This is a genomic window from Sporolactobacillus kofuensis, from assembly GCF_024125425.1.
Taxonomy (GTDB): domain Bacteria; phylum Bacillota; class Bacilli; order Bacillales; family Sporolactobacillaceae; genus Sporolactobacillus; species Sporolactobacillus kofuensis.
On record NZ_JAMXWN010000006.1, the window covers coordinates 27,930 to 51,956 of the forward strand.

The 24,027-nt window shown below is 43.8% G+C and carries 24 protein-coding genes; 14 read left to right on the forward strand and 10 right to left on the reverse strand.

Annotation, left to right across the window (positions count from 1 at the left end; all coding sequences use genetic code 11):
* The first annotated feature begins 61 nt into the window (after nucleotides 1-61).
* Both NIE32_RS06380 and NIE32_RS06385 read left to right on the forward strand, forming a co-directional pair.
* Nucleotides 62-817: an SDR family NAD(P)-dependent oxidoreductase gene (locus NIE32_RS06380; RefSeq protein WP_253054028.1), complete on the forward strand. Its 756-nt coding sequence runs from the start codon at nucleotides 62-64 to the stop codon at nucleotides 815-817.
* Between the two features lie 552 nt (nucleotides 818-1,369).
* A complete protein-coding gene (locus tag NIE32_RS06385; RefSeq protein WP_253054261.1) occupies nucleotides 1,370-2,941 on the forward strand; it encodes a Vga family ABC-F type ribosomal protection protein in 1,572 nt (523 codons plus the stop codon).
* 123 nt (nucleotides 2,942-3,064) lie between these two features.
* Here the strand turns inward: NIE32_RS06385 and NIE32_RS06390 are convergent, their stop codons facing one another.
* Nucleotides 3,065-4,777 carry an AAA family ATPase gene (locus NIE32_RS06390; RefSeq protein ID WP_253054030.1) on the reverse strand — a complete coding sequence of 571 codons (1,713 nt, stop codon included), beginning with the start codon at nucleotides 4,775-4,777 and terminating at the stop codon, nucleotides 3,065-3,067.
* 445 nt (nucleotides 4,778-5,222) lie between these two features.
* On the opposite strand from NIE32_RS06390, the gene NIE32_RS06395 reads away from it, so the two are divergent.
* Nucleotides 5,223-5,951: a DsbA family oxidoreductase gene (locus NIE32_RS06395; RefSeq protein ID WP_253054031.1), complete on the forward strand. Its 729-nt coding sequence runs from the start codon at nucleotides 5,223-5,225 to the stop codon at nucleotides 5,949-5,951.
* 167 nt (nucleotides 5,952-6,118) lie between these two features.
* On the opposite strand, the gene hemG is transcribed toward NIE32_RS06395, so the two are convergent.
* Entirely contained in the window at nucleotides 6,119-7,510 is a 1,392-nt protein-coding gene (gene hemG / locus NIE32_RS06400) for a protoporphyrinogen oxidase (protein WP_253054033.1), read from the reverse strand.
* A 260-nt stretch (nucleotides 7,511-7,770) separates the two neighbouring features.
* Between hemG and NIE32_RS06405 the strand changes: the two genes are divergently transcribed.
* The 3 genes from NIE32_RS06405 (at nucleotide 7,771) to NIE32_RS06415 (ending at nucleotide 10,907) form a co-directional block, all read left to right on the forward strand.
* A complete protein-coding gene (locus NIE32_RS06405) occupies nucleotides 7,771-8,685 on the forward strand; it encodes an AEC family transporter (RefSeq protein ID WP_253054035.1) in 915 nt (304 codons plus the stop codon).
* Between the two features lie 417 nt (nucleotides 8,686-9,102).
* Nucleotides 9,103-10,149, forward strand: coding sequence for a C40 family peptidase (locus NIE32_RS06410; RefSeq protein WP_253054037.1), 1,047 nt, complete (start codon nucleotides 9,103-9,105; stop codon nucleotides 10,147-10,149).
* 215 nt (nucleotides 10,150-10,364) lie between these two features.
* A complete protein-coding gene (locus NIE32_RS06415) occupies nucleotides 10,365-10,907 on the forward strand; it encodes a pyridoxamine 5'-phosphate oxidase family protein (protein ID WP_253054039.1) in 543 nt (180 codons plus the stop codon).
* A 103-nt stretch (nucleotides 10,908-11,010) separates the two neighbouring features.
* Here the strand turns inward: NIE32_RS06415 and NIE32_RS06420 are convergent, their stop codons facing one another.
* Nucleotides 11,011-11,820 carry a ZIP family metal transporter gene (locus NIE32_RS06420; RefSeq protein ID WP_253054041.1) on the reverse strand — a complete coding sequence of 270 codons (810 nt, stop codon included), beginning with the start codon at nucleotides 11,818-11,820 and terminating at the stop codon, nucleotides 11,011-11,013.
* Between the two features lie 451 nt (nucleotides 11,821-12,271).
* Here NIE32_RS06420 and NIE32_RS06425 point away from each other — a divergent pair, with 451 nt between their 5' ends.
* Together NIE32_RS06425 and NIE32_RS06430 are read left to right on the forward strand one after the other, a co-directional pair.
* Nucleotides 12,272-12,985, forward strand: coding sequence for a YczE/YyaS/YitT family protein (locus NIE32_RS06425; RefSeq protein WP_253054043.1), 714 nt, complete (start codon nucleotides 12,272-12,274; stop codon nucleotides 12,983-12,985).
* Nucleotides 12,986-13,126: 141 nt separating this feature from the next.
* Nucleotides 13,127-13,282, forward strand: coding sequence for a DUF1540 domain-containing protein (locus tag NIE32_RS06430; RefSeq protein ID WP_253054045.1), 156 nt, complete (start codon nucleotides 13,127-13,129; stop codon nucleotides 13,280-13,282).
* A gap of 47 nt (nucleotides 13,283-13,329) precedes the next feature.
* Here the strand turns inward: NIE32_RS06430 and NIE32_RS06435 are convergent, their stop codons facing one another.
* Nucleotides 13,330-13,812 carry a GNAT family N-acetyltransferase gene (locus tag NIE32_RS06435; protein WP_253054047.1) on the reverse strand — a complete coding sequence of 161 codons (483 nt, stop codon included), beginning with the start codon at nucleotides 13,810-13,812 and terminating at the stop codon, nucleotides 13,330-13,332.
* Nucleotides 13,813-14,028: 216 nt separating this feature from the next.
* On the opposite strand from NIE32_RS06435, the gene NIE32_RS06440 reads away from it, so the two are divergent.
* On the forward strand, nucleotides 14,029-14,907 hold the full coding sequence (locus NIE32_RS06440; protein WP_253054049.1) for a helix-turn-helix domain-containing protein: 879 nt from the start codon (nucleotides 14,029-14,031) through the stop codon (nucleotides 14,905-14,907).
* Between the two features lie 105 nt (nucleotides 14,908-15,012).
* Here the strand turns inward: NIE32_RS06440 and NIE32_RS14225 are convergent, their stop codons facing one another.
* The gene (locus NIE32_RS14225) at nucleotides 15,013-15,141 is read right to left on the reverse strand and encodes a hypothetical protein (protein ID WP_290443487.1); all 129 of its coding nucleotides are present in this window, start codon (nucleotides 15,139-15,141) and stop codon (nucleotides 15,013-15,015) included.
* Nucleotides 15,142-15,334: 193 nt separating this feature from the next.
* Between NIE32_RS14225 and NIE32_RS06445 the strand changes: the two genes are divergently transcribed.
* Nucleotides 15,335-16,543 carry a S53 family peptidase gene (locus NIE32_RS06445; protein ID WP_253054051.1) on the forward strand — a complete coding sequence of 403 codons (1,209 nt, stop codon included), beginning with the start codon at nucleotides 15,335-15,337 and terminating at the stop codon, nucleotides 16,541-16,543.
* 693 nt (nucleotides 16,544-17,236) lie between these two features.
* On the opposite strand, the gene NIE32_RS06450 is transcribed toward NIE32_RS06445, so the two are convergent.
* Nucleotides 17,237-18,127, reverse strand: a complete 891-nt coding sequence (locus NIE32_RS06450; RefSeq protein WP_253054053.1) for a LysR family transcriptional regulator — start codon at nucleotides 18,125-18,127, stop codon at nucleotides 17,237-17,239.
* A gap of 114 nt (nucleotides 18,128-18,241) precedes the next feature.
* On the opposite strand from NIE32_RS06450, the gene ilvN reads away from it, so the two are divergent.
* Nucleotides 18,242-19,702: an acetolactate synthase small subunit gene (gene ilvN / locus NIE32_RS06455; protein WP_253054055.1), complete on the forward strand. Its 1,461-nt coding sequence runs from the start codon at nucleotides 18,242-18,244 to the stop codon at nucleotides 19,700-19,702.
* Nucleotides 19,703-20,123: 421 nt separating this feature from the next.
* On the opposite strand, the gene NIE32_RS06460 is transcribed toward ilvN, so the two are convergent.
* From NIE32_RS06460 to NIE32_RS06475, 4 genes are read right to left on the reverse strand one after another with little or no spacing between them, the layout of a single operon-like run.
* Nucleotides 20,124-20,273: a flavodoxin family protein gene (locus NIE32_RS06460; RefSeq protein ID WP_253054057.1), complete on the reverse strand. Its 150-nt coding sequence runs from the start codon at nucleotides 20,271-20,273 to the stop codon at nucleotides 20,124-20,126.
* A complete protein-coding gene (locus NIE32_RS06465; protein WP_253054059.1) occupies nucleotides 20,270-20,638 on the reverse strand; it encodes a DUF488 domain-containing protein in 369 nt (122 codons plus the stop codon). Before NIE32_RS06465 ends, NIE32_RS06460 begins: the two co-directional genes overlap by 4 nt.
* A 30-nt stretch (nucleotides 20,639-20,668) precedes the next feature.
* A complete protein-coding gene (locus NIE32_RS06470; RefSeq protein ID WP_381452027.1) occupies nucleotides 20,669-20,941 on the reverse strand; it encodes a ferredoxin in 273 nt (90 codons plus the stop codon).
* A 29-nt stretch (nucleotides 20,942-20,970) separates the two neighbouring features.
* On the reverse strand, nucleotides 20,971-21,285 hold the full coding sequence (locus NIE32_RS06475; protein WP_253054063.1) for a cupin domain-containing protein: 315 nt from the start codon (nucleotides 21,283-21,285) through the stop codon (nucleotides 20,971-20,973).
* 151 nt (nucleotides 21,286-21,436) lie between these two features.
* Here NIE32_RS06475 and NIE32_RS06480 point away from each other — a divergent pair, with 151 nt between their 5' ends.
* From NIE32_RS06480 to panE, 3 genes are all read left to right on the forward strand, one after another.
* Nucleotides 21,437-22,096: a Crp/Fnr family transcriptional regulator gene (locus tag NIE32_RS06480; protein ID WP_253054065.1), complete on the forward strand. Its 660-nt coding sequence runs from the start codon at nucleotides 21,437-21,439 to the stop codon at nucleotides 22,094-22,096.
* Nucleotides 22,097-22,203: 107 nt separating this feature from the next.
* Entirely contained in the window at nucleotides 22,204-22,761 is a 558-nt protein-coding gene (locus NIE32_RS06485) for a cysteine hydrolase family protein (protein ID WP_253054067.1), read from the forward strand.
* Between the two features lie 54 nt (nucleotides 22,762-22,815).
* On the forward strand, nucleotides 22,816-23,730 hold the full coding sequence (panE, locus tag NIE32_RS06490; protein ID WP_253054069.1) for a 2-dehydropantoate 2-reductase: 915 nt from the start codon (nucleotides 22,816-22,818) through the stop codon (nucleotides 23,728-23,730).
* The last annotated feature ends 297 nt before the right edge of the window (nucleotides 23,731-24,027 follow it).

Consider the following 24,027-nt stretch of genomic DNA (forward strand, 5'->3'; position numbering starts at 1 on the left):
CATTTTGAGCCGAAATCCGATGAGTAAAACTAGTTTTTTTGAAGATGGGGGGACAACAACTATGGACATGGCCATTGTCACAGGCGGATCCAAAGGGCTTGGCTATGAAATAAGCAAACTTTTTGCTGAGCAGGGCATGGAAGTCATTGGTTTGTCTCGAAGTATGAATGAAAAGGTGCAAAACTTGATCACGAATAGCGAGGGATGTTATACACACTGTGCAATTGATTTGGCGAAGGCGGAAGAGATTGAACCCTTATTGATTCGGTTATGCCGAAAGGTGGTTGCCAGAGCTCCGCAAAAATTATATGTGATTAATAATGCCGGTACAGTCAAACCTATTGAACGCTTAGGCTATTTAGATAACCGGTTAATTGAGCAGGCTGTTCATTTGAATCTGCTTGCACCAATACTGATAAACAATACACTTTTCAAGGCGTTAAAGAATGAAACGATTGAGCTGATCATTGTGAATGTAACATCCGGTGCCGCCGAACGACCGATTCATGGATGGAATGTCTATAGTACGACAAAGGCAGCCATTACTATGCATACAAAAGTCGCCGGTCTGGAACAGGAGCATGCAAACAGTGCCCACAAGATCGTCGCCTTCAGCCCCGGCATTATGGATACGGAGATGCAGGGAACCATTAGAGGTTCAGATCAGGCAGCATTCAAGGATATTGATCAATTTGTTCGTTTTAAATCACAGGGTGCTTTGCGAAATCCTAGAGAAGTAGCGGAAGCATTGATGCACCTGCTTTTGACGGAACCATTGAAGAATGGAAAAGTTTACGATGTAAATGAACTCACCTAATAACCCCCCCGACAAATAGATGCCTATTTTCGGGGGTTCAGTTTAAAAGATCAAAAAGTATAAAACTTTTTACTTAAAAATGTAGCGAAGATGCGAAACGCCTGCGGAATCGTTCTTGATGATCGCAAGCCAAGTGAGACCCCCGCAGATCGCAGATCAACATGGATGAGGAGGCCCACGGATCGCCTGCGGCAAGCGAGCACCGAAAGCCTCTCATTCCTAGAAAAGCTTGACACATACCTTTGAAATGAGTAAGTTGACAGAATTCTTGCAATGGATTATGTTGAGAGTATCAAACGAACGGAAGGGTGAACCAAGGGCCGATGAAAAACTAATCCTATTTTCGAAATCCGTGAATTGAAGGTGTTTCATGCGCAGAGGAATCATGCTGCCTTTTTGCCTTTAATTGACGTTTTCAGGATAGGATCGGTTTTCGGAGTTAGCCCGAGAGACTGAGTCTCTTTATGGTGCGCCCATAAACGAAGCCTCCTATTCTGAATGCAGATGGGGGGCCTTTTTGTGTCCCCGCAAAATGAAAAAGGGGATGTTGTGATGATCTTGATCGAAGCAAGTGATATCAAGCATTATATAAAAGAACGGCTACTTCTTGATGTAAAGCAACTGCATATTCATCAGGGGGATCGAATTGGATTGGTCGGTCGAAATGGTTGCGGAAAAACAACGCTGCTAAATATACTCTCTAAAAAAATAGTCCCGGAAGAAGGAACGGTCATTCAGCAAACAAAATGTACCTTGTTGCCGCAATTAAAACGTACCGATACAACGAAAAGCGGTGGGGAAGTAACTCAAGCGTACATTCAAAAGGCACTACTCGATCATTCAGAGCTCTTACTTGCCGATGAGCCAACGACTAATTTAGATACGGATCATATTGAATGGTTGGAGAGAAAGCTCGGTGAATGGCAAGGGGCGTTTGTGATTGTGTCGCATGACCGGGCTTTTCTGGATGCACGGTGTACAACGATTTGGGAAATCGATGAAGGAAAAGTCAACGTATACCCAGGCAATTACAGCGCTTATGCTAGACAAAAGGAAATAGAGCATGCAGAGCAGCAATCAGCCTATGAAAGCTATGAGAAGAAAAAACGGCAATTGGAAGAAGCATTAACTCTAAAAAAGAGAAAAGCTCAGCGGGCAACAAAAAAACCGAAAAACTTGAGCGGCTCTGAAGCACGAATTATAGGAGCCAAACCCTACTTTGCCAAGAAGCAAAAAAAGCTTCAGCAAACGGTAGCCTCTATTGAAACTCGGTTAGAAAAGCTTGAGAAGGTAGATAAAGTGAAGGAGATTCAGCCGCTCACGATGGATTTGCCGAATGCCGACACATTTAAGAATCGCATTATTCTTCGCGTAGAGGATGTCTCCGGCAGAATTGGTGAGCGTATCCTTTGGCACAAAATGAGTTTTCTTGTTCGTGGTGGCGACCGATTCGCGATTATTGGGCCCAACGGTAGCGGAAAAACGACGCTTCTTAAGAAAATTATCAACGGTGCACCTGGGATCACGCAGTCTCCGTCTATGAAGATCGGGTATTTTAGCCAAAATCTCACTATCCTAAATGAGGAGCAATCGATCATCGAGAATATCCGCGTAACCTCAAAGCAGGAGGAAACGCTGATTCGAACGGTTCTTGCACGGATGCATTTTTATAGAGATGACGTCTATAAGCGTGTAGGCGTTTTAAGTGGCGGTGAACGAGTCAAGGTTGCTTTGACAAAAGTGTTTTTAAGTGATATTAATACATTAATTTTGGATGAACCGACAAATTATCTGGATATGGAAGCGGCCGGTGCATTAGAGTCGCTCCTTAAAGAGTACGAAGGCACCGTCATTTTTGTCTCCCATGATCGCCGATTCATTGAAAACGTTGCTTCGCGGATATTGGAAATCCGCAACCAAACCATCCACGTGTTTGACGGAACATACCGACAATTTAAACGCGATCAGTTGCATGAAAAAAATCGTGATGACAAAAAAGAGAAAAAGCTCTTACTCGAAACAAAAATATCGGAAGTACTCAGCCGCCTAAGTATCGAACCTACTGAAGAATTAGAAACGGAATTTCAGAACCTTTTAACGGAAAAGAAGAAATTGGATCAATAACCCAAAAAGGGAAAACGAAGGCGAAAAATCGTAACGAACAGTTGAAAAACAGTAACGAACAAACAAATGAAAAAGCCGATGATTTCCCCCAATTAGAGGGGGATCATCGGCTTAGTTATTTTATTATTTTTCTTCAATAGGTTCTTCTGATGATTGCTTCGAAGCTGAGGTTGCGACCAAAGCTTTAATTTCGGGAACTTCCGGCCGCGTATGACCATACAGATTGATGTAGATTTCCTCAATTTCTTCTCCGGTAAGATCACCACGCGTGAGTAATTCTCGGGCAATGGCATGGACAAAGTCGGTTTGGTCTTGGATCAATGTCTTCACTTGGCTCATTTGATCTTTTAACAATGCATTGATCTTTGGGCGGAGTTGTTTGAGTGCATCCTGTTGTGAACCTGTTGATAGCCAGCTGAACAATTCATCGCCCATTCCGACTGCCCCGAGGTAAGCACCGGCAAGCTCAGTTGCTTGCTGCAAATCTGAGGTTACACCATTTAATTTTTTTCCTAAAAAGAGTTCTTCAGTTGCGCGTGAAGCGAGGCAAACTTGTATTTCTGCTAACATCTCGCTATCGCTCTGGTTGTAGCGCTCATGTGTCGGTTTTGTCGCCGCAAGACCAAGTGCACCACCACGTCGGATAATGGTGACTTTCCAGACGCGTTCATGAGGTTTCAGCAAATATTGAGCAACCGCATGTCCGGCTTCATGATAGGCGACATTCCTTTTTTCATCAGCACTCATTGAACGAAGCGGTTGTTTCAGCCCCCACTCATAGGTTTCCATGGCTGCCCTGAAATCTTCGTAGCTCGCTTTTTTTGCATTACGCTGATGTGCAATGATAATCGCTTCGTTAACAATATGCTTGATCTGTGCCGGGCTGTAGCTAATTGTATCTAGCGCCGCTTTCTGAGGAGTTAATGTTTCATCTCGATTAATTTTCTTTAGATAATAATCGAATACATCGACTCGGCCATCATAATCTGGCGGGTACACCCAGAGCTTTCGATCAAATCGGCCGGGACGAAGCAAGGCAGGATCAAGTACGTCGGGAAGATTCGTTGCACCGATAGTTAAAACGGCACGCGGCTCTGCTTTTTTGTGCCTGAGTCCAAGCGAACGCAGCAGCTTAGCAAAACGTGAATGATCAATATTTGGCGGATCCATTTGCAGGAGCAGCTCATTAAGTAGACCGGACCCGCCCATGCCAAGCATCCCACCGAGACCGCCGCTGCCCATACTGGATTGCCGAGACATACCAATCGCGTCAATTTCATCAATGAAAATAATGCAGGCACCATACGTTTTTGCTAATTTCCGCGCTTTTCGGTAAAGGCTCATGACTTTCAAATTTCCAACACCGAAGAACATATTTTGAAAGCTTGGTGCCGAAGCATATGCAAAGGGTACCTGAGCCTCATTAGCGATGACTTGTGCAAGATAGGACTTTCCGGTCCCAGGGGGTCCACACAGCAGCATACCACGGATGGCTTGACCGCCCATTTTCTTAAAATCTTTAACACCTTTAAGCAAGGTGACAATGCGTTTCGCATTTTCGACGATTTCGGGGTTGCCACGGTAGTCGTCCCAGCTTGATCCGGTCTCCCCAGGCATGATCCAATACGTCCTGCCCCTAGCAAGAAACCAAAAGAGCGCAACAAATTGAATAATAATAATAAGTACGGAAAAAAAGAGTTGGAACAATAAGTTAATGACAGTCAGTGCAATGTTCTGTGCGCGTGATCCTCCTACCCAGATCACGCCAATGACGATCACAGCTAAGGTGATAAGAATCAATAATTTCCGCCACATGATCCAGTGATATTTTTTCATCCACTCACTCCTTTACATGGTGACTCCGACCCAATTAAACCTGCTGATTTCTTCCTCAAGGAATGAGAGAAAGCATCGTTATTAAGGGTAAAAATTTCTTCTTTGAAAAGTTTCATCATGGACTTAGCGTCACCAGGTGACACAAACCCCAATAATTTAACATAGATTAATTATAATCGGTTTAGAATTAATTCACATAATATTGAAATAAAATACATGGCTTCATAGGAATGCCTGCTTGTGAAATGGGGAAAGAGCAGGTCACAAGCATGTTGTTTGCTCACTTTTTGGTTCGTGTGATAGACTCTGTGTGTACGAAGCAGTGACGAAAAAACTGAGCTTAATGAAGTGGTTCATGTAATTGCATGAAATGCAGGATCAGGAAACTTAGGGACACTTTGGCACTTGTCATTAACTATCAAGAAGTGAACATGGAGGTGTTCGTATGAAAATTGAAGTTTGGTCTGATGTCGCGTGCCCATTCTGCTACATTGGAAAGCACAGACTAGAAAATGCACTCAGTCAATTTCCTCATAAAGAACAAGTTGAGGTTGAATTTAAAAGCTTTGAACTGGATCGGCATGCACCACTGAGCACAGATAAAAGCATTTATGAGAAATTAGCGGAAAATTACGGGATTAGTATTGAGCAGGCGAAACAAAATGTTCAAGGGCTTAGCAAGCAAGCAGCCTCTGTTGGGCTGAATTTTAACTTTGATGACATGAAATTATCAAATACGTTTAATGCGCATCGCTTGATCAAGTGGGCAGAACAGAACGGAAAAGGAGCACCGATGATCGAAAACCTGTTTCGGGCCTACTTTATTGAAGCTAAGAATGTGGGGAATTTGGATACACTTGCAGATATTGCGGAGGCATCAGGTTTAGATAGAACGGAAGCCGTAAAGGTTCTTAATGATAAGGATCTCTATGTAGATGATGTCCGCAAGGATGAAGATGCAGCTCGAAAATTCGGGATCAACGGTGTGCCGTTCTTTATTATGAATCGTAAATACGCCATTTCGGGTGCACAGCCAACCGAGACCTTTGTCGCTGCACTGCAACAGGTATGGGAAGAAGAGAATCCAACACCGAAATTGCATGTGCTTTCATCAGACAATGGAGACGAAGCATCATGTACGGATGGAAATTGCATGATTCCACAGAAAAAATAATGAATCGGCGAGAGCTGCTGTACATGGAGTATCGGGTTGTGACCTTTACCATGACCGCATAATCACAAAGATGATTTTTGTCCTGTAATCAAGCAAAAAACCGAGAGGCTGTTTATTCCTCTCGGTTTTTCACGTTTCAAATGTATTTATCAGTCGGGGGGCTATGATCATCTTTTGCTGTTGGTTTGCGTTCGCTCTTCGTCTGTCAACGCCTTTGCGGCTTTTTCAGCCACATGCATGGCGGTATCCACGCAATCCGGCAAGCCTACGCCATGAAGCATGGCCCCACATGCATAGACACCGCTCATTTTCTCGAGTGCATCTTCAAACGCCTGAACACGCTGATTATGATTGACGGTGTATTGCGGCATAGTGTCAATCTGGCGAGTGATGACCGAGAACAAAGGGGTCCCGATATTTCCAATTTTTCTCAGATCAGCGAGTGCTTTTTTCTCGATCACTTCGTCGCTTTCTTCAACGATTGATGCATTGTCCGCGGTTCCTACGTACGTGCGGATCAGTGTGCCATTTTCAGGTGCAGCGTAGGACCATTTGCGATCCATAAAGCTGCACGCGGTAATAGTTAGCCCTTCTTTTCTGGAGACGACATAGCCTGTCCCATCAATTGGTTCTACCTCGTTTTTATTAAAGGCAAAGGCTACGGATGCCGTTGACGTCCGTTTATCATTGGTCAAACTCCAGGCTTCAGAGAAATCGAGCAGTGGTCCGAATTGTTTTGGAGATGTTGCGAGAATGATGGCGTCAGCGTTCATCACGGTACCATCCTCTAGAGTGACGCTTCTCGGCGCAACATGAGCAACAGGTGTGTTTAACCGAATTTCATCTGCATAGGAAGCCAGTTTTTCTGTCAGAACGTCAAGTCCACAGGATAGGGATAGAAATTGTCCCGATCTTTTCTTTGGTGTTCCCGCTTGTTTGGGTGGTTGGATGCTTTTCATGCCCAAAATGAGGCTTCTGTGCTTCTTTTCAATGGCCGCAAATTGAGGCAGTGTGGCCTCCAAACTCATATCCGCCAAATTGCCGCTATATATGCCGGAAAGTAATGGCTCAATCATATTGGTTACGAGTTCTGAACCAAGACGCCTTTCGAAAAATTCTTTTAGCGAAATGTCTTTGTCCCGATACACGTGCGGAATCAGCAGGTCCAAAGCCGCACGCAGCTTACCCCAAGGGCTGACGAGTCCGGTCGTCACCATCGGAAGCAGCTTTGTAGGAATGCCCATAACGGAACCGGCCGGCATCTTCCTGAGCTGATGGTTGACGTAGATATAATAAGTGCCTGTCCCTGAATGGACGAGCTGGTCCCCAAGACCAATATCGTTAATCAGGTTGGTAAGTGCCGGCTTACGTGCCATGTAGCCCTCAGGACCGCACTCAATCACAAATCCGTCCCGTCTCACGGTCTTAATCTTTCCACCGATTCTACCAGAGGCTTCAAGTACCGTAACCTTAGCTTCTGGTTTTCTTTTTTTTATGTAGAAGGCTGCAGCCAGTCCTGAAATCCCGGCGCCAATAATAATCACTTTCTGTTGTTCCACTTTGACAATCCTCCGCCTAACATTATTCTCATTACTTCGTGATTCAGTTCCAAATATTCATTACATCCATCTTAGCACGTAAACTGTTTTGTGGGCATTTGGTTTCGCATTTAGATGTATCGAAAAAATGAATCCGGAGTGATGCGCAACCCCCCGTAGACTTTTGCCTGTTATTCGTAAGTTTTGAAAATAGGAGCAGAAATCATTCATGCTTCATGTTAAGATATTTTTTAGTATACGAAAGTAAAAAGGTGAGTTTATTGGTTGCCATTTTGTTTAAAGAAAGTATCGAATTAATTATTTTTATGCTTGCCGGATTTTTGTTGGTGAAATTGAATGGGTTGAAACAGATGCATATTTCCGGACTGTCTAGTGTTCTAACAAATTTAGCATTGCCATGCGCCATATTAATGAGTTGTCAAATACCGTTTAGCTGGAGCATCGTGAACATCATAATTCAATCGATGATCGTCAGTCTGCTTTTTATGCTGATTACATTATTCATTGCCATCGGTGTAACGAAACTTTTCAAGGTCAAGATCTCTCTGCAGTCGGTTTGGATCGGCTGCTGCACATTTTCAAATATCTTGTTTATTGGCATTCCCATTATCGGTTCAATTTTTGGCGAGCGAGGCTTAATTGCATTAGTCACATATAATGCTGTTTCAAATGTTTTCCTGTTTACATTTGGCATTAAATTGTATTCGGGAAAATCGCATTTTGATTTCCGATCTTTTTTATTCACCTCGGCTATTGCGGCGTCGATTATCGGTTTCGTGTTCTTCTTTACAAAAATCACGATTCCAAAGCCGTTTGCTGAGGCGCTCACATCATTAGGTGGCATGACGGCCCCGCTGTCTATGGTCATTACTGGTGCTTTGTTTGCTTTTACAGATATGAAGAGACTCCTAAAAAGAATCGATATTTACAACTTCTGCCTGACGCGATTAATTATTCTGCCGATTCTATTGATTCCTCTTTTGAAACTTGGTGTTCCTAATACGATCATTTTGGGTGTCATGATCATTGCAGCAGCGATGCCTGCCGGAGCAATTAATACGGCCATGGCGGAACTATATGCTGGAGAAGGAAGGACCGCCTCAGAATATGTGGTCGTCTCGACGTTAATAAGTATGGTGACGATCCCCATCATTACCTATCTTGCGTTATCCTGATTCGAGCAAAGAGAATCTTTTGATCGAGCCTGACGGAAGCTCACAAAAACGAGAGGAAGTTCAACTTCCTCTCATTTTTTCAAAAGAAAAGAAAGTAAGACTGTTTGCGTAAAAATACGGCGAAAATGCGAGACACCTGATGAAATTCCTCATTGATCTTATCTGAAATAATCTCACTTAAAATGGTTGCTACGGATACCCTATAATTTTCCATTCTTGTACACAGATGTTAGCAATGCTAATAACTAGAGGAAATATGAACCAATTTGCGATTTTTGTAATCGAATTGTATCGCTGCTGTCAACACGATGTTACTCTGTTGCAATTTCATGAGCCTATGATTAGTTTTGTTGACAATAGTTACATAAATCAATGAAAAAAGAGATTATGGACGATTGCATTGGGGAGGAACTTATAATGAAAAAAAGATTATTATCTGTTGCATTGATTGGTGGCTTAGCCGTGACAAGCCTTGGAACACATCAGGCGTTCGCAGCTTCAGGAACATCAGTGGTAAATAAAGCACAACAGGGAATTGGACAAGCCTACTCATGGGGCAATAATGACTGCTCAGGGTTTACCCTTCGCGTCTTCTCTCAGTTAGGTATTCAATTGCCACATAACGCAGCTGCACAGGCAGGATATGGAACTGCAGTGAGCCGCTCAGACTTGCAACCGGGAGATCTTGTTTTCTTCAACACGTCGGGCAGTGGGATTTCACATGTCGGAATTTATGTCGGAAATAATCGTATGATTAGTTCTGAAAATGAAAATACAGGTGTTCGTGAAACACAAATCTTTGGTGGTGGCGCATCAAGTTACTGGGCACCACGCTATGTTACTGCACGGAGAATTGTGACAAGTAGTCAGCCTGCAGTACAGCAGTCTTCGAGTTCAACGCAAACAAAAGAATCAATTCGAGAGTCTCAATCTTCGTCGACTCAAACGAGTACAAATCAAGGTACCTCAGATGTACAACAGCAGCAGAGCACGTCAACGAATCAGACAGCATCATCCGATCAACCAAAGGCGGCGGTAACTGCCCAAACAGAGACGAGCAATCCATCGGACTCTGCATCGACTCCATCATCAAATGTAACTCAGAAACATTCGAGCACTTCAAATGCTGCTGTCAAAGTTTCCAAGAAAGCCAAGACGATAACGGCACATACAAATAACGGAGTGTATATTGTACAGGCAGGAGACACGCTTTGGGCGATTTCGAATCATAATGGCATTTCCGTGAAGAAAATTCAACAAATTAATAAGCTTAATGGATCTTTGATCAAACCTGGACAGAAAATCTTACTTCAGAGTCCATCGAAAAAATACACGATTAAATCCGGTGACACACTTTGGGCCATTGCCAAAGCACATGGCATCACTGTTGAACAGTTAATGAAGATCAATCACCTGTCGTCGGATAAGATCTTCCCAGATCAATTGCTGACGATTTCTAAGTAATAATAAGTGGATTTCTAATATGTTGGTTGTTTACTAGAGGGATTTTCCTTCATATCGATCTATGGATAAGTGAGCGGGCAGTAGATGCACGCTCACTTTTTCACTTTGAAAAATCCTCACGATGCTTTTTAAACGAGTCACATCTGTATCTTTTAAACAATATGAAATCATTTTATAATAAATGAAAACGGCGGGATAAAAAAGGCGGGACGGGAATGCAACCAATGCGAAGAGCTGATAAGCTATGCACGGATCAGGAGAAAATCGACAATTTTTTAAGCCACGCACAAGTAGGTTTTTTAGGACTCAATGATGAAGAATATCCCTATGTTGTACCGCTTAATTTTGTTTGGTACCAAAATAAGATTTATTTTCACGGTGCAGATGAGGGGAAAAAAGTAGATTTAATGCGCATGTCATCCAACGCTTGTTTTACCGTCTGTACGGAGTACGGGATTATGGCGGGTTCTGTGCCGGCACATACAAGTACAGCTTATTTGAGTGTTATGATTTTCGGAAAGGCGACGCGTCTTACCGACTTGGATGAAGCACGGGACGCCATGCAAAAATTGCTTGATAAATATGTGCCGGATTATTTTAATCGCCCATTGGCCCGCACACATCTTGAAAAATACCGCTCATCCCTTGGCAGCGCGACAGCTGTTTACTGCCTGGATCCGGATGTAATGACTGCGAAGGAGCAACCATTAGATCAGAGGCGGGCATTTATGCCGGGGAAGAAGGCCGGGAAGCGATAAAAGGATTCAAAGCAGTAATGAATCAATCAAGGGCCCCTTGCCCGTTACCTGCGACATCGAAAGGGGTCTGAGTGCCTTTAGCTAAGGTCGGGTGTCGGCCCCTTCAGCCCAGTGCAACATCCAGCACCATCATGACCGCGAATCCGATCATTGTAGCAGTGGTTGCGAGATCTGTTGAACCTTCACGCTGCGATTCCGGAATGAGTTCTTCAATGACAACAAAGATCATTGCTCCGGCAGCAAAAGCGAGTGCATAGGGCAGAATCGGTGACACATGCACGACTAAATAGGCACCGATGACAGCAAAAATTGGTTCAACAATGGCGGATAATTGACCATACCAGAAACTTTTCCATCGCGTGAGTCCTTCTCCCCGCAGCGGAATGGCCACCGCTGCGCCTTCGGGAAAATTTTGAATGCCAATGCCGAATGCAAGTGTCAACGCGGCGACAAGTAATTCGGTATTACCGGCAATGACTGCCCCGAAAGCAACACCGACTGCTGCACCTTCGGGTATGTTGTGAATGGTAATGGAAAAGACCAGTAAGATAATTTTGTGCAGTTTAGTTTTCGGTCCTTCTTTTTCTGCCACTGGAAACCCAAGATGTAGATGGGGAATCAGTCGATCGACGATTCGTAAAAAGACGCCACCAAGCAAAAAGCCGACAAGTGCGGGAATGAATGAGAAGGTGCCCATGCCAGAACTGAGTTCAAGCGCAGGGGCAAGTAGTGACCAAAAACTGGCAGCAATCATCACACCGGCTGCAAAACCAAACATGACATTCGCCATTTTTTGATTCAGCTGTTTAAAGAAAAAGACGAGCGCCGCACCAGCCGCTGTACATCCCCAGGTAAAAAGTCCGGCAAAGAGTGCAAGTAGCACCGGGTGGAGCGTGGACAATTGATGAAGCATAGAACAACCTCCAACAAATTGATTAGAGCTATGAACAGTATGTTTTTACGATGCATGCAATTTCCTGAATCCATTATCTTTGTGCAAATCGGACCTTTTAGTTTATGAATGATTCTGCTGCTTTATTTCCATCACTACTATTCATAACGTGATTTTTGTATGCCGTACTGTTTTCAAGAACAGAATGTTAATGGGGTGTACTGTCAAAGGATCAAATCCGATTCGACGAAAACAAAGGATGATAAAGTAGGCGTGGTGCGTGCATTCGTCATGCCTTTTTTTGTGTCTTGTGATCGACTGGATCATCCATAAAAAGATGTGTGCAACGTTCGAAAGTTGATTATTGAACAATCGATGATTAAGAGTTACAATGAAGCAACTCATAACGAAGGTCACGGAAATGTTTGCCCTTCGCGGTTGAAAAAAGCTGAATCAAAGAAAGGAAATGTCTGTGTTTGTAAATCATGCTGCAGCCGTGCACGCGCACAGCAACAATAAAAATTTGATTTATTTTACGATCTCCATTTTGTTTAACACATTAGGGAATGCACTGACGGTTTCATTGAATTTGGGGAGTGCACTGTGGACGGCTTCAGCGGTTAATTTTACTGCGCTCACAAGTATTTCGCTCAGCTGGACTCTGTTTGCTTCCGGTAGCCTCTTGATTATAGCTAATGCATTAATCATTAAAAAAGTTGATTGGCGCCGCATTGCAGGCAATGTGATCTTTATGGTGCCGTTCAGCTATCTGATCGGCATTATGAGTACGTACTTAGTGATGATCGGTATTCATACACTTCCGCTCTTTATTCGGGTAATACTGGATATTACAGGTATCTGCTTCATTGCACTTGCCATTTCTATTTACCAGCGAGTTAATTTAATGCTCCATCCTTGCGATGAATTCATGCAAATTATCCGCTTTAAATATTTTAAAGGAAATGCGACAGTGGCACAGTTGGTTACGTTCTCGCCACCAGTGGTGATTATTATTGTATGCTGGATTGACGCGCATCAGCTCTATGCAATCAATGTCGGTACTATTTTTGCACTACTCTTTCAGGGAACATTGGTTGGTATTTTCGATAAATATATTTTCCCTTCGTTAAAGCATCGGCATGTCGAACAAGACGTACACCACCAGCAACAGGGTTTGAGTTACTAAATAAATGAAACAGAAAGCGCGAAGTCATTCATTGATTTCGGGCTTCTTTTTTCATCCGATTGCATGTGGCTTTGAGGCGACGATGCAAAGTATTGATCCCCTGTGGTTAGCGAATACTAGCCCCAGAGGAGGTGAGAGATAGTGGCTAAAGATGTGCTTTGTGAAGTCAACAACTGTACCTTTTGGGATTCAGGAAACAAATGCTCCGCAGATGCCATTTATGTAGTCAGTCATGTAGGAAAGCAGGCAGCTAAACAGGAAGAAACGGATTGCAAAACCTTTAAACCGGAAAGATAAAGTATGTGTGAAAAAGACAGGAGATCGCGAATCGGCGCTCTCCTGTTTTATAATTGTTTAGTCATAGTGAACCACTTGATCCCGCCATGTTGCGATTCGGCAATCCCTTGATTCGTGTACCCGTTTTTCTCATAAAAAGGGATGAGTGCTTCTCGGCACGTCAGGGTTACAGTCAGACGCTCATTTTTTTTGGCTTCCTTCTCCAATGCTTTAAGTAACAAGCAGGCAATCCCTTTTCTTTGATGGTTTGGGTCGACAAGAATGCCGAGTATGCTCTGATGGCCTCCTTTCTCGGGGTTAGGAAGTGTTGTATTAAATAAATCATCGGTGATGAACGGGACGGATATGACGGGACCATTAACGTATCCGATGATCTTTTGTGCTTCCTCAGCTATGATAAAGGTATCCGGAATGGTTGCGATCCGGTTGATAAAAGCGTTCTCGGTTGCGGCTTCTTCCGGAGTAAAACCTGTGTTTTCAAGCCCGACTAACTGTTTCAAATCTTCTTGGCGTACATGCCTAAGGATCATGCGTTCTTCTTCCTTTCGAATAAATTGAGGACAGTCCGTTCATCCGTCAAGCCATGACTGATGAACAGTAACAATTATATCAGGATTACAGATGGGGATGGCGACAACAGTAGGAATAATTTTCAGATAATTGTGGAATAAATTAATGTCAGGGTGCCAGTCAATCATGGTACAACGCATGGATCTCATTGAAAAATCGGGGAAAAGGTGAGCTGCATGGATAAATCTAGATTAGGAAATGAAATAAAAAAGTGGCGAAAAAAACGCGGATTAACCCAGAGGGATCTTTCTCAAAATGTATGCCATCAATCTGAGATTAGCAGAATTGAAAATGGTGAAGTGTTTCCCAGCATTGATTTGCTGTATGTGTTCTCTTCAAAGTTAAAGGTTCCAGTATCCTACTTTCTTAAAGTTCTCGTCTATGATGATTTTACGTATAAGAATACCATTGTGGACACTTTATTCGAGCTCAGCAAGCAAAAGAAATATAAAGAGATTTTAAACTACATTGATCGTAAGCAGGATCATCACCATCACTCAGAGTACTATGAATTCCATAAGATTCTTTCCTGGCACTATTGGTTAGCTTCATATCGGTTAGGACGGATTGACGATCAAACCTGCACTACAGAACTTAACCTGCTATTACGGAACACAACACCATCTGCGATAGTTCTTCACTTGGATCTCTACATAAAGAATTCGATTGCAAACGTTTATGCAGAACACAATAAAATAAATGAAAGTATTCGGCTTTATAAGGAAATCATTCATTATGAGTCTTTGGAGAAAAATTTTCTCTGCTTAAAAATCAAGGCGCTCTATAATTTCAGTAAACTTCTCTTTCAAAAAAATGAGTACGATTCAAGCATCCGGCACATTGAACATGCATTAAAGTTATCCATTCATCTCAATAATATGACTTTGCTTGGGCAGTTGTATTATCAAAGGGCAGAATGTATGGAGAAAATGGGTTATTCAGAAAATGAAATTGCCGGGTATTATCGGAAAGCGTATTTCTTTTTTGATTTGTTGCATTTGGATTTTTATAAACAAGTAAGCTTTAAAAAGAAACATAGATACTTAAAAAGATGAAATTGGAATAGTTAATGACTAACAAATAAAAGAGCACTGCACAAAACAAACAGATCATCAGGTGTGACGATGGTCTGTTTGTTTTGTGGTGATTTAGAGAGGCTGTTACTTAAAATTCTGTGATAGAACATCCTCAAAGGGCAGGTCGGATTTATCGAGTGGAGTGGCAACAAAAGGAATCGCTAACGTTACTACGCAGATGATCAAGCTGAACTTAATGAACAGTTTTTTCACGAATAATCCCTCCGTATACTTTAAAATTGTCACTTATTTTGAAGCTATTATACTCTATTTTAACCGCATAAATTATGAAATATTGCATATTGTTTTTTCGTCATATTTCGACATAATGTGACAAAAAAAATAAATAATCAGTTGTTACTATGTAATCAATCTACAAATCTATCATTTATTGAGGAGGGAATTAATGATGTCACGAGTCAAAAAAGTAGCGTTTAATGTTGCAGCTTTATTCGTCGCGATTTTTACCCTTTTCGGCACTCTTTTTGTCACGGTCTCACATGCCAGTGCGAAGACAGTAACGACAGCAACTGCACCTAAAGGTTGGGAAGCACATAATCCAATCCATTACAAGCCGATCTCCAAAGGAATTAAACCGAACATCGTGTCTCAGGTCTTTTCACCCTCACAAATAAAGAGAGCATATGGTATCGATCAATTAAGTGAAACAGGTGCCGGCCAAACCATTGCCCTCATCGAAGCCTACGGAAGCCCGACAATTGTAAATGATCTTAACACATTTGATCAGCAATTTGGTCTTCCGGATGCGAACATTGAAGTTGATTATCCAAGCGGAAAACCTAGAACTGATGGAGGATGGGCTCTTGAAACCGCCTTAGATGTTGAATGGGCTCATGCCCTTGCGCCAAATGCAAAAATTATGGTTGTGGCAGCAAAATCAGCTTCGATTAGTAATCTTGTCGTCGCTGAGGATTACGCAACAAACCATGGTGCAACCATTGTTTCAAATAGCTGGGGCGGCTCCGAATTTTCAGGAGAAACCATGTACAACACGCATTTCAATCATGCAGGCATTACGTATCTTGCATCGTCAGGAGATAATGGATCAGGAAGTTCGTGGCCGGCCTCATCACCTTATGTTGTTTCGGTCGGCGGAACTTCTTTAGATACGGATAGTATTGGAAACTATATTAGTGAGACCGCTTGGTCAGGTTCTGGCGGAGCGATCAGTACCTATGAAAGTAGACCAACATTCCAGTCAAACTGGACAAGCATCGTTGGTACGAAGCGGGGCATTCCTGATGTGGCTTTTGATGCAGATCCGAATACCGGCGTCTATGTATACACCAGCACACCGGATCAAGGACAAACAGGTTGGTTCCAAGTGGGCGGAACAAGTTTCAGTGCTCCGGCATGGGGAGCACTTGTTGCGTTAGCAAATCAAGGGCGTACTCAGCCATTATCAAGTACTCAGGTGCTAAGTTCTATTTACTCAACGGCCGGAACAACAGGCAGCAGTGGTTATACTACAGATTATCACGATATCGTTTCGGGAAGCAACGGGGGCTATGCTACACAAGCCGGCTATGATCTGGTTACTGGGATTGGCAGTCCGATTGCTAGTCAATTCATTCCGATTCTAAGCAGTAAGTAATTTATGTCATCACGAATGTGAGCATCTCTCTGCTAACGAGAAGGCAGAGAGATGTTTTTTCTTAAGATAAGAAAGTATAAAATTTGGGGCTTGCTGATAGGTGCCCCTCAATAAATGAAGTTCAGGACACGGAAGCGCGAGACGCCTGCGGGAGTGCAGGCCGGGGGAGACCCCGCAGATGACGGTTGATCGAGGAGGCTCCCGGACTGCCCGCGGCAAGCGAGCAGCTAAAGTGTCGTTCAAGCACAAGAGTGATGATTCAAAGCGGCATAGGAGTAACAGGAAAGGACCAGGCTTAGCCTGGTTTTTCTAAGAAAAGATAAAAGAAAATCTTGAATGGCCTTAGGGTTCATGTCAGCGATGTTAACGTAAAAAAGTTCTGATTCAAACACGGAAGCGCGAGACGCCTGCGGGAGTGCAGGCCAGGGGAGACCCCGCAGATAACGGTTGATCGAGGAGGCTCCCGGACTGCCCGCGGCAAGCGAGCAGCTGAAGTGTCGTTCAAGCAACAAGAGTGATGATTCAAAGCCGCATATAGAGTGACAGCAAAGGACCAGGCTTAGCCTGGTTTTTCTTATGCCGGAAACATAGACTTGCGGATTATGCGCGATCCTGAATAAGATAGGCGCATGCGACAGGAAAAAGTGCACTGATTAACCATCATTGGGCCAAAAACGTTAAAGTATCCCGATCTTAGCTTTTAAACAACTCGATAAATCGCTGTGCCTTTTTTGTCAGGTAGCGGTCTTTAAGCCAAATAATCCCAACATCGGACTGAACGGTAATGTCCGGTAGCGCGAACCACTCAATATCTGCGACAGAAAAGGCAGAAAGCACGGATTGAGGCAGAATCGTGACGCCGATTCCGGCAATAACCAGAGCGATCGTTATGGAGACACTGGAACATTCGCAGACAATGTTCGGTTCAAAACCGAGACGTCGGCATTCATTGACAATTTTTTCATTCAGCTGAACGGTTTTATCGCTTTTTAAGGCGATCAGCGGTGTTGTCGCCAAATCCTTCAGGTGAAAAGAGGTTTGCCTGAAGAGCCACTTGCGATGCTTCGGCACGACCATAACAAATGGGTCGGAAGGAAGGCGCAAGGTTTCGTAGCGTCCGGAATCATATCCGGATTCGAAGGGTAATCGCGTGACGACGAGTTCGATGCTCCGATTTTCCAAATAGTCGCCAAGAACAACATGGTCACCTTCGAGAATTTTAAAAGTGACTTGGGGCGCATGTTCACGAAAATAGGCGATTTTCTCCGGAAGAAGAGAAACGCATGAAAATACCGATCCGATGCTAAGGACACCTTGGACACCACGGTCAAGCTCTTGAATTTCGGTGAGGGTTTCATCAACTTTTCGGAGAATGGCGGTTGCTTTTGTTTTCAGTACGCGACCCGCCTCCGTGAGATTCATGCGTTTACCCTGACGATCAAAAAGCATGACACCGAGCTCTTCCTCCATTAATTTCAACTGCCGGCTGAGCGGAGGCTGCTCCATATTGAGCTTCTTGGCAGCACGGGTCACCTGGCCTTCTTTGGCAATGGCAAGAAAATAGCGTAGCTGACGGAGATCCACAAATGTATCCTCCTTATATACTTATATTATATAGTATTTAAATAAAACAGATATTTTAAGTATGATAAACCGAATGATATCATAAAAAGGAAGAAGTATGAAAGGGGCATCCAGATGCAAAGCCACCGAATTTCCGTTATTGTGAAAAATCAACCGGGCATTCTTGCACAAGTTTCCCAGTTGTTTGGCCAATCAGGCATAAATATAGATGCGTTATCTGTCGGCACTTATAAAGAAATCCAGACCTCAAGAATGAAAATCTCTTTGAAATCAGAACAAAATGTTCTTGAGAAAGTGATCACACAGCTTGATGGTTTAATGGATGTCATTCAAGTAAAAGTCGCTCATCCTGCGCTTTCGAGAAATGTGATCAGCAGTAAGCTTAGCGCGCTTTTTTCGAAACCAGTTGTCGCCTTTTGGTTAGTCGCGTATAGCCTATTCATTACGCTGCTTGGGACAAATATTCCTTCGCCGCTGCTCGCACTTTATCGGACCCAGTGGCATCTAACGGCAGGGAGTGTCACATTGCTGTTTGCTATTTATGCACTGGTCGTCATTCCAACGATTATTATTTCCGGGCAGTTGTCCGATCAATTAGGAAGAAAGAAATTGCTGATTCCCGGCGTTTTCTTTACTGTTTTTGGATCTTTGCTGTTTGCATTCTCCACAAACTTCACGATGTTGCTCCTTTCAAGGATCTTCCAGGGGATTTCTGTTGGGATGCTTAATGGTGTGGCCGTCGCTGCCTTAACTGAACTCGATCCAAAGCAGAATCGGATTAAGGCGGCGTTTGTCGGTTCCATGGCAGTGACAATAGGTAATGCACTTGGCCCGGTATTATCCGGTCTTCTTGGCGAGTATGCACCTTTTCCAATGAAACTTGCCTACATCGTTCATATGTTCCTAGCGATTCCAGGTTTTATCGGTTTATTTTACATGCGTGAGCAAATCAAACGTTCCGGGATGATCAAGCTTCACCGTCCCGCTGTTCCATACACTATTATGAAACGCTTTTATCTTTCGGGCATGACCTCATTCATCGCATGGTCGATCATGAGTTTGATGTTGTCAATTATTCCAAGTTATGCCGACGAGTTAGTCGGCAGCGCAAATTTAGCGGTTGCCGGTGTGATCGTCGCACTTGTTCTGAGCGTCTCGACGATTAGCCAGATTGTTCTCAAACGCTTGCCACTACAACAGCTGTCAATTGTAGGCTTTATCGTGATGATTGCGGGTCTTGTTGCACTTGTTGCCGTATTGGAAACGAAGTCGCTGATCTTTCTGTTCCTGACCACTGTGTTGATCGGTTTTGGTCACGGTCCTGCTTTTGCTGGAAGTCTTGCGTTGACCAATCATATTTCGCCGAATGAATCACGCGGCGACATTATTGCCTCTTTTTACCTGTTGACCTATCTTGGCGTCAGCCTTCCGATCCTCGGACTCGGGTTTGTTGCGCAATGGATCGGGCTGACCGGTGCGATCATTCTCTATACTCTTTTAATGACAGTTATGATGCTGGTCGGTATCGTGTTCTGGATTGCAGACCGGAGAAATGCGTACAAAGAGGAACAATAGGAAAGCTTTCCTTTGCCGCAATGCCTAGGGCAAAACCGATGAATGCACGCGAAACCAACATCCGATCATTAAAGAAACAGGAACCGGATACTTCTATCCGATTCCTGTTTTTTAGCCAGTTCTCATTAAGGGTCGTGTTCTGAAAAGATAGTCACATGTGGATAACTTTTTTTCTAGAGCGAAAAAAGCACATATCCACAGAATATGTGAATAAGTGCGCGTTCCCACTGGATAAATTGAGGATAACTTGATAATTGTGTGCATAAGTGTAATGAAAACTGTGGATAACCTTAATTTTTAGATGCATCAAATTCCATTTGTGCAACGGTCCACTTCTCCATCAATTTGTAGAATTGTAACTGATTATCCTCGATTTCTCATCGAATTTCTTTCGTGTTCATCGTATCTTTAAAAACATCCGTCACCAGCAGCTTAAAGTGGTAACGTCCAAATAAATCCTCTGAACGGTGCACCCTTGTTCTTCTGCCCCTTTCAAGACAGTAGTAAGCATTTGTGCCGTCAGACCATCCGGATTATTGGCACCGAGAATGCCGATCACATGAATCGTCATGACCTTTCTCCTTGCTTTTTAATGAATTCAAGCAGTACACATGCGTGATTGCATGTCGGACTTTTTGCTGCGTAAAGCAGTGTTACCGTCTTCGTATGGCTCAGCTTCATGATTGTCTCAACACCGCGCTGCTTCTCTTCGTCTTCAGTCAGTTCCTTTTGATATGCCTCTTGAAAACGCGCGAATTTCGACGGTTCATGATTGAACCATTTTCGTAGTTCAGGACTTGGTGTGACGGACTTCATCCAATCATCGAGGTGGGCGCGTTCTTTCGATATACCGCGTGGCCAAATACGATCGATGAGCATGCGCAAACCGTCAGAGTCCTGCACCGGTTCATAAATACGTTTAATCTGAATGCTCATTGCCAGTCCTTCTTTTGAAGCCAATCTTCTTTATTTATTATCATCCGAACGAACATCTGCGTCAAAAGGATGGTCAGAAACAAGGATCGATTCGGTTGGACATCCGTCATAAGCGTCTTCAAGATCCATAAGCAGTTCCTTAGGAATGGGTTTAATGCCTTTATTCTCGTCGATAATTGAAAAGGCAAGTCCGTTCTCGTCGTAATTAAAAATATCGGGGGCTGCCATTTCGCATGCGCCGCAGGAGATACAGGTATCCTTATCCACGCGTGTATACTTTTTTTCTTCCGGCTGAGTGCTCACATCGGTTACCTCCTCATGGTTTGTTCCGCTCAACATCCGCGTACACTACCGGTGGCACGTGCCGATTTAATCAGTACGACGTCACTGTCTTCTTCAGCGCGCACGGCATGCAGTTCTTTAGCGTTCAGATGCACCAGCTGTCCTGGGACAAGGTGCTCCGATTGACCGGAGGCCGTAAAGACAATGGCACCGCGCACGGGAACAACCGTGACTTCCGCATCGCCGCCATGGTGTTCGGGAATTTCCTGTCCTTTTTGCAGGGACAAATGCATGATTGTCTGGAAGTCATCTTGGTAAAGGCGTTCTTTAAGTGTAGTTCTATTTTGACAGGTTAGCAGTTGCATGAGTGATCGCTCCTTGTATATAAAATAAGGTATCTTTGCTTTAATTGAGAAAACCTATCATTTATACTATAGAAAAGCGAAGAAAACGAATATGATCCAGATCAAGTTGCCGTAAAAAGCAGGGATTTTTTCGGGGGAAGGAGCGGTACGTTTGCCCGAATTGGAAGCAATTGGATGGTTCCAGGGGCTTTCACAGGAAGCACTGGACCAGATCAGAAGAAACGGGACGTTCGAAACGTTTCATGAAAAAGAAATCATCTTTTTGCAGGACGACGTGCTGACCCATTATTTCTTTGTGGTGAGCGGTCTTGTTCATGTCTTTCATCAAAATAAATTAGGAAAAAAGTGGATTGTCAGTCTTTTTTCACAAGGCGATCTGTTCCCGCATACGGGGCTCGCGGACCAGGCAGCGGTTTATCCGGCGAGTGCAGAAGCACTAGCAGCCAGTACTCTTTTTGCGATAAAACAAGAACGCATGCATGAACTCATGCACCATTATCCGTTGATCCAGCAGCAGCTCACACGTTTTCTGGCCATGAAAAGTCAGGAACTGATCAACCGGTACTCCAATTCAGTACTTGAACCGGCACTTGTTCAGCTCGTTTCGCTGCTCAAGCACCTTGCTCAAAAATCGGGTGTTCCAGCATCGGATGGCTGGGTACTTATCCCGGATCTAATGGCTGAACAGGATATGGCGGGGTATATTGGCGTTACACCGGAGACGATCAGCCGTCTGCTCAATCGTTTATACCGTGAGCGGCGTGCCAAATCTGCCGGACGGGGGAAGATTTACATTAAAATTGAATGCTAATGTTATGCATCGGTTTAAGCGGAGAATGAGTGTGTAGCAGGGGCTCAATTGCTGATATAATAATAGACTAGGATGGCGTTATGACAAATAGTAAAGGAGAGTTGCTCATGAATCAGGCTTTGCTTGTTATTGATGCCCAGCAAGCACTCATTGATGGAGATGCTCAAGAACCCGGTGTTTACAATAAGGAAGTACTGTTTGAAAAGATTAACACAGTGATTGAAAAAGCTGAGCAAGCAGACAGTCAAATTGTTTTTATTCGTGATACGAGCGTTTGCGGCGGCGAAGGAAGCGGATTTGATGTCCACCCGGCGATTCATCGGCCGGAAGGAGCTCCGGCTTTTAATAAAAGCGCAACCAGCTCTTTTTATCATACGCCATTATTAGCGTATCTTAAGGAACGAACCATTGAGCATCTGGTTATCGCTGGATGTATGACAGAGTATTGCATTGATACAGCGGTCCGTATGGCGACCGTCAATGGCTTTGATGTGACGCTGGTTGGTGATGCACACTCGACTGCGGATACGCCAACGTTATCTGCAGCACAGATCATCCAGCATCACAATCGGGTATTGAACGGCTATGACAATGACGATCATTTCTCGCTCGTTCGGAATTCCGATGAGAATTTGTTTCAACCCATTCACGACAATTATCGTTAAACGAGTAAGTAGGCCGCAATGCGGTTAATCAGGGAATGCCAAGGAGAGGTTACGATGCGTCTATTAGTATTGGGAGCCGGCGGTGTAGGTGGATATTTTGGCGGACGTTTAGCTGAAAAGGGAGAAGATGTGACTTTTCTTGTTCGCAAGAGGCGGAAACAGCTACTAGAGAATAATGGGCTTGTGATCAAAAGTATAAAAGGGGATCTTGCCATTAACCCCAAATTAATCACTAAATCAGATACAGCAGACCCGTTTGATTTAGTGCTCTTTTCAACAAAAGCTTATCATTTGGAAGAAGCCATAACCGATTTGAAGCCATTTGTCAGCGAACAAACTGTCATTTTGCCACTGTTGAATGGGGTTGCACATCTGCCGCGGCTTAAAGAAGCGTTTGGCGATGATCAGGTCATTGGCGGATTATGCTTCATTGAAACAACATTAAATGAGGCAGGAGAAGTCGTTCATACGAGTGCATTAGATCGGCTTGTATTCGGCGAACCGGATCATCCGGATACGGATCGGATTCGGCGCATTAACAATGCATTGAGCGGCACCAAAGCAGAGTTTGTCCAAAGTGATCATATCATACAGGATATGTGGCATAAGTACTTATTTATAACGGTTATGTCAGGTGTAACGACACTTATGCGTGCGCCGATCGGACCGATTCGCGAAAGTAACGGCGGGCGGGACTTTATTCGGCAGCTGTTTGAAGAAGTTGTACAGATCATGACCGCATATAAAGCGCCGATTGATGATCAAATTGTTGCGATGCATATGAAGTTGATCGACCAACTCGGGTATGATATGAAATCGTCAATGCAGCGTGATATGGAGAAAGGTTCTTTAATCGAAGCTGCACACTTGCAAGGCTATCTATTGGATTTGGCAAAAGAATTCCATGTAGAAACGCCGCTGTTAAAAACTGTTTACCAAAACTTGAAAGTGTATGAAATGATGCGGTGAATCCGGCAGACTTTTCCCATACGCACCTAATCTTGATTGAATAGGAAATGATTTCAGAACGAGGAGAGGACACCTCAAAAGAATCTGAGCTACCTTCTCAGTACGTAGGGGGAGAGACTCCTGCGGAAGTGATTCGATGATTCAAGCAAGGGAGACTCCGTAGGCTTTATGAACGTTCTGAGGAGGCTCCCGGATTAGGTAGGTAGATTAAATTGGATACCCTTTTGGGACAGCCCCTTTCAAAGGATGAAATAAGAAGGCTGGGAAAGCATTAGGATATACTGATGCTTTCCCAGC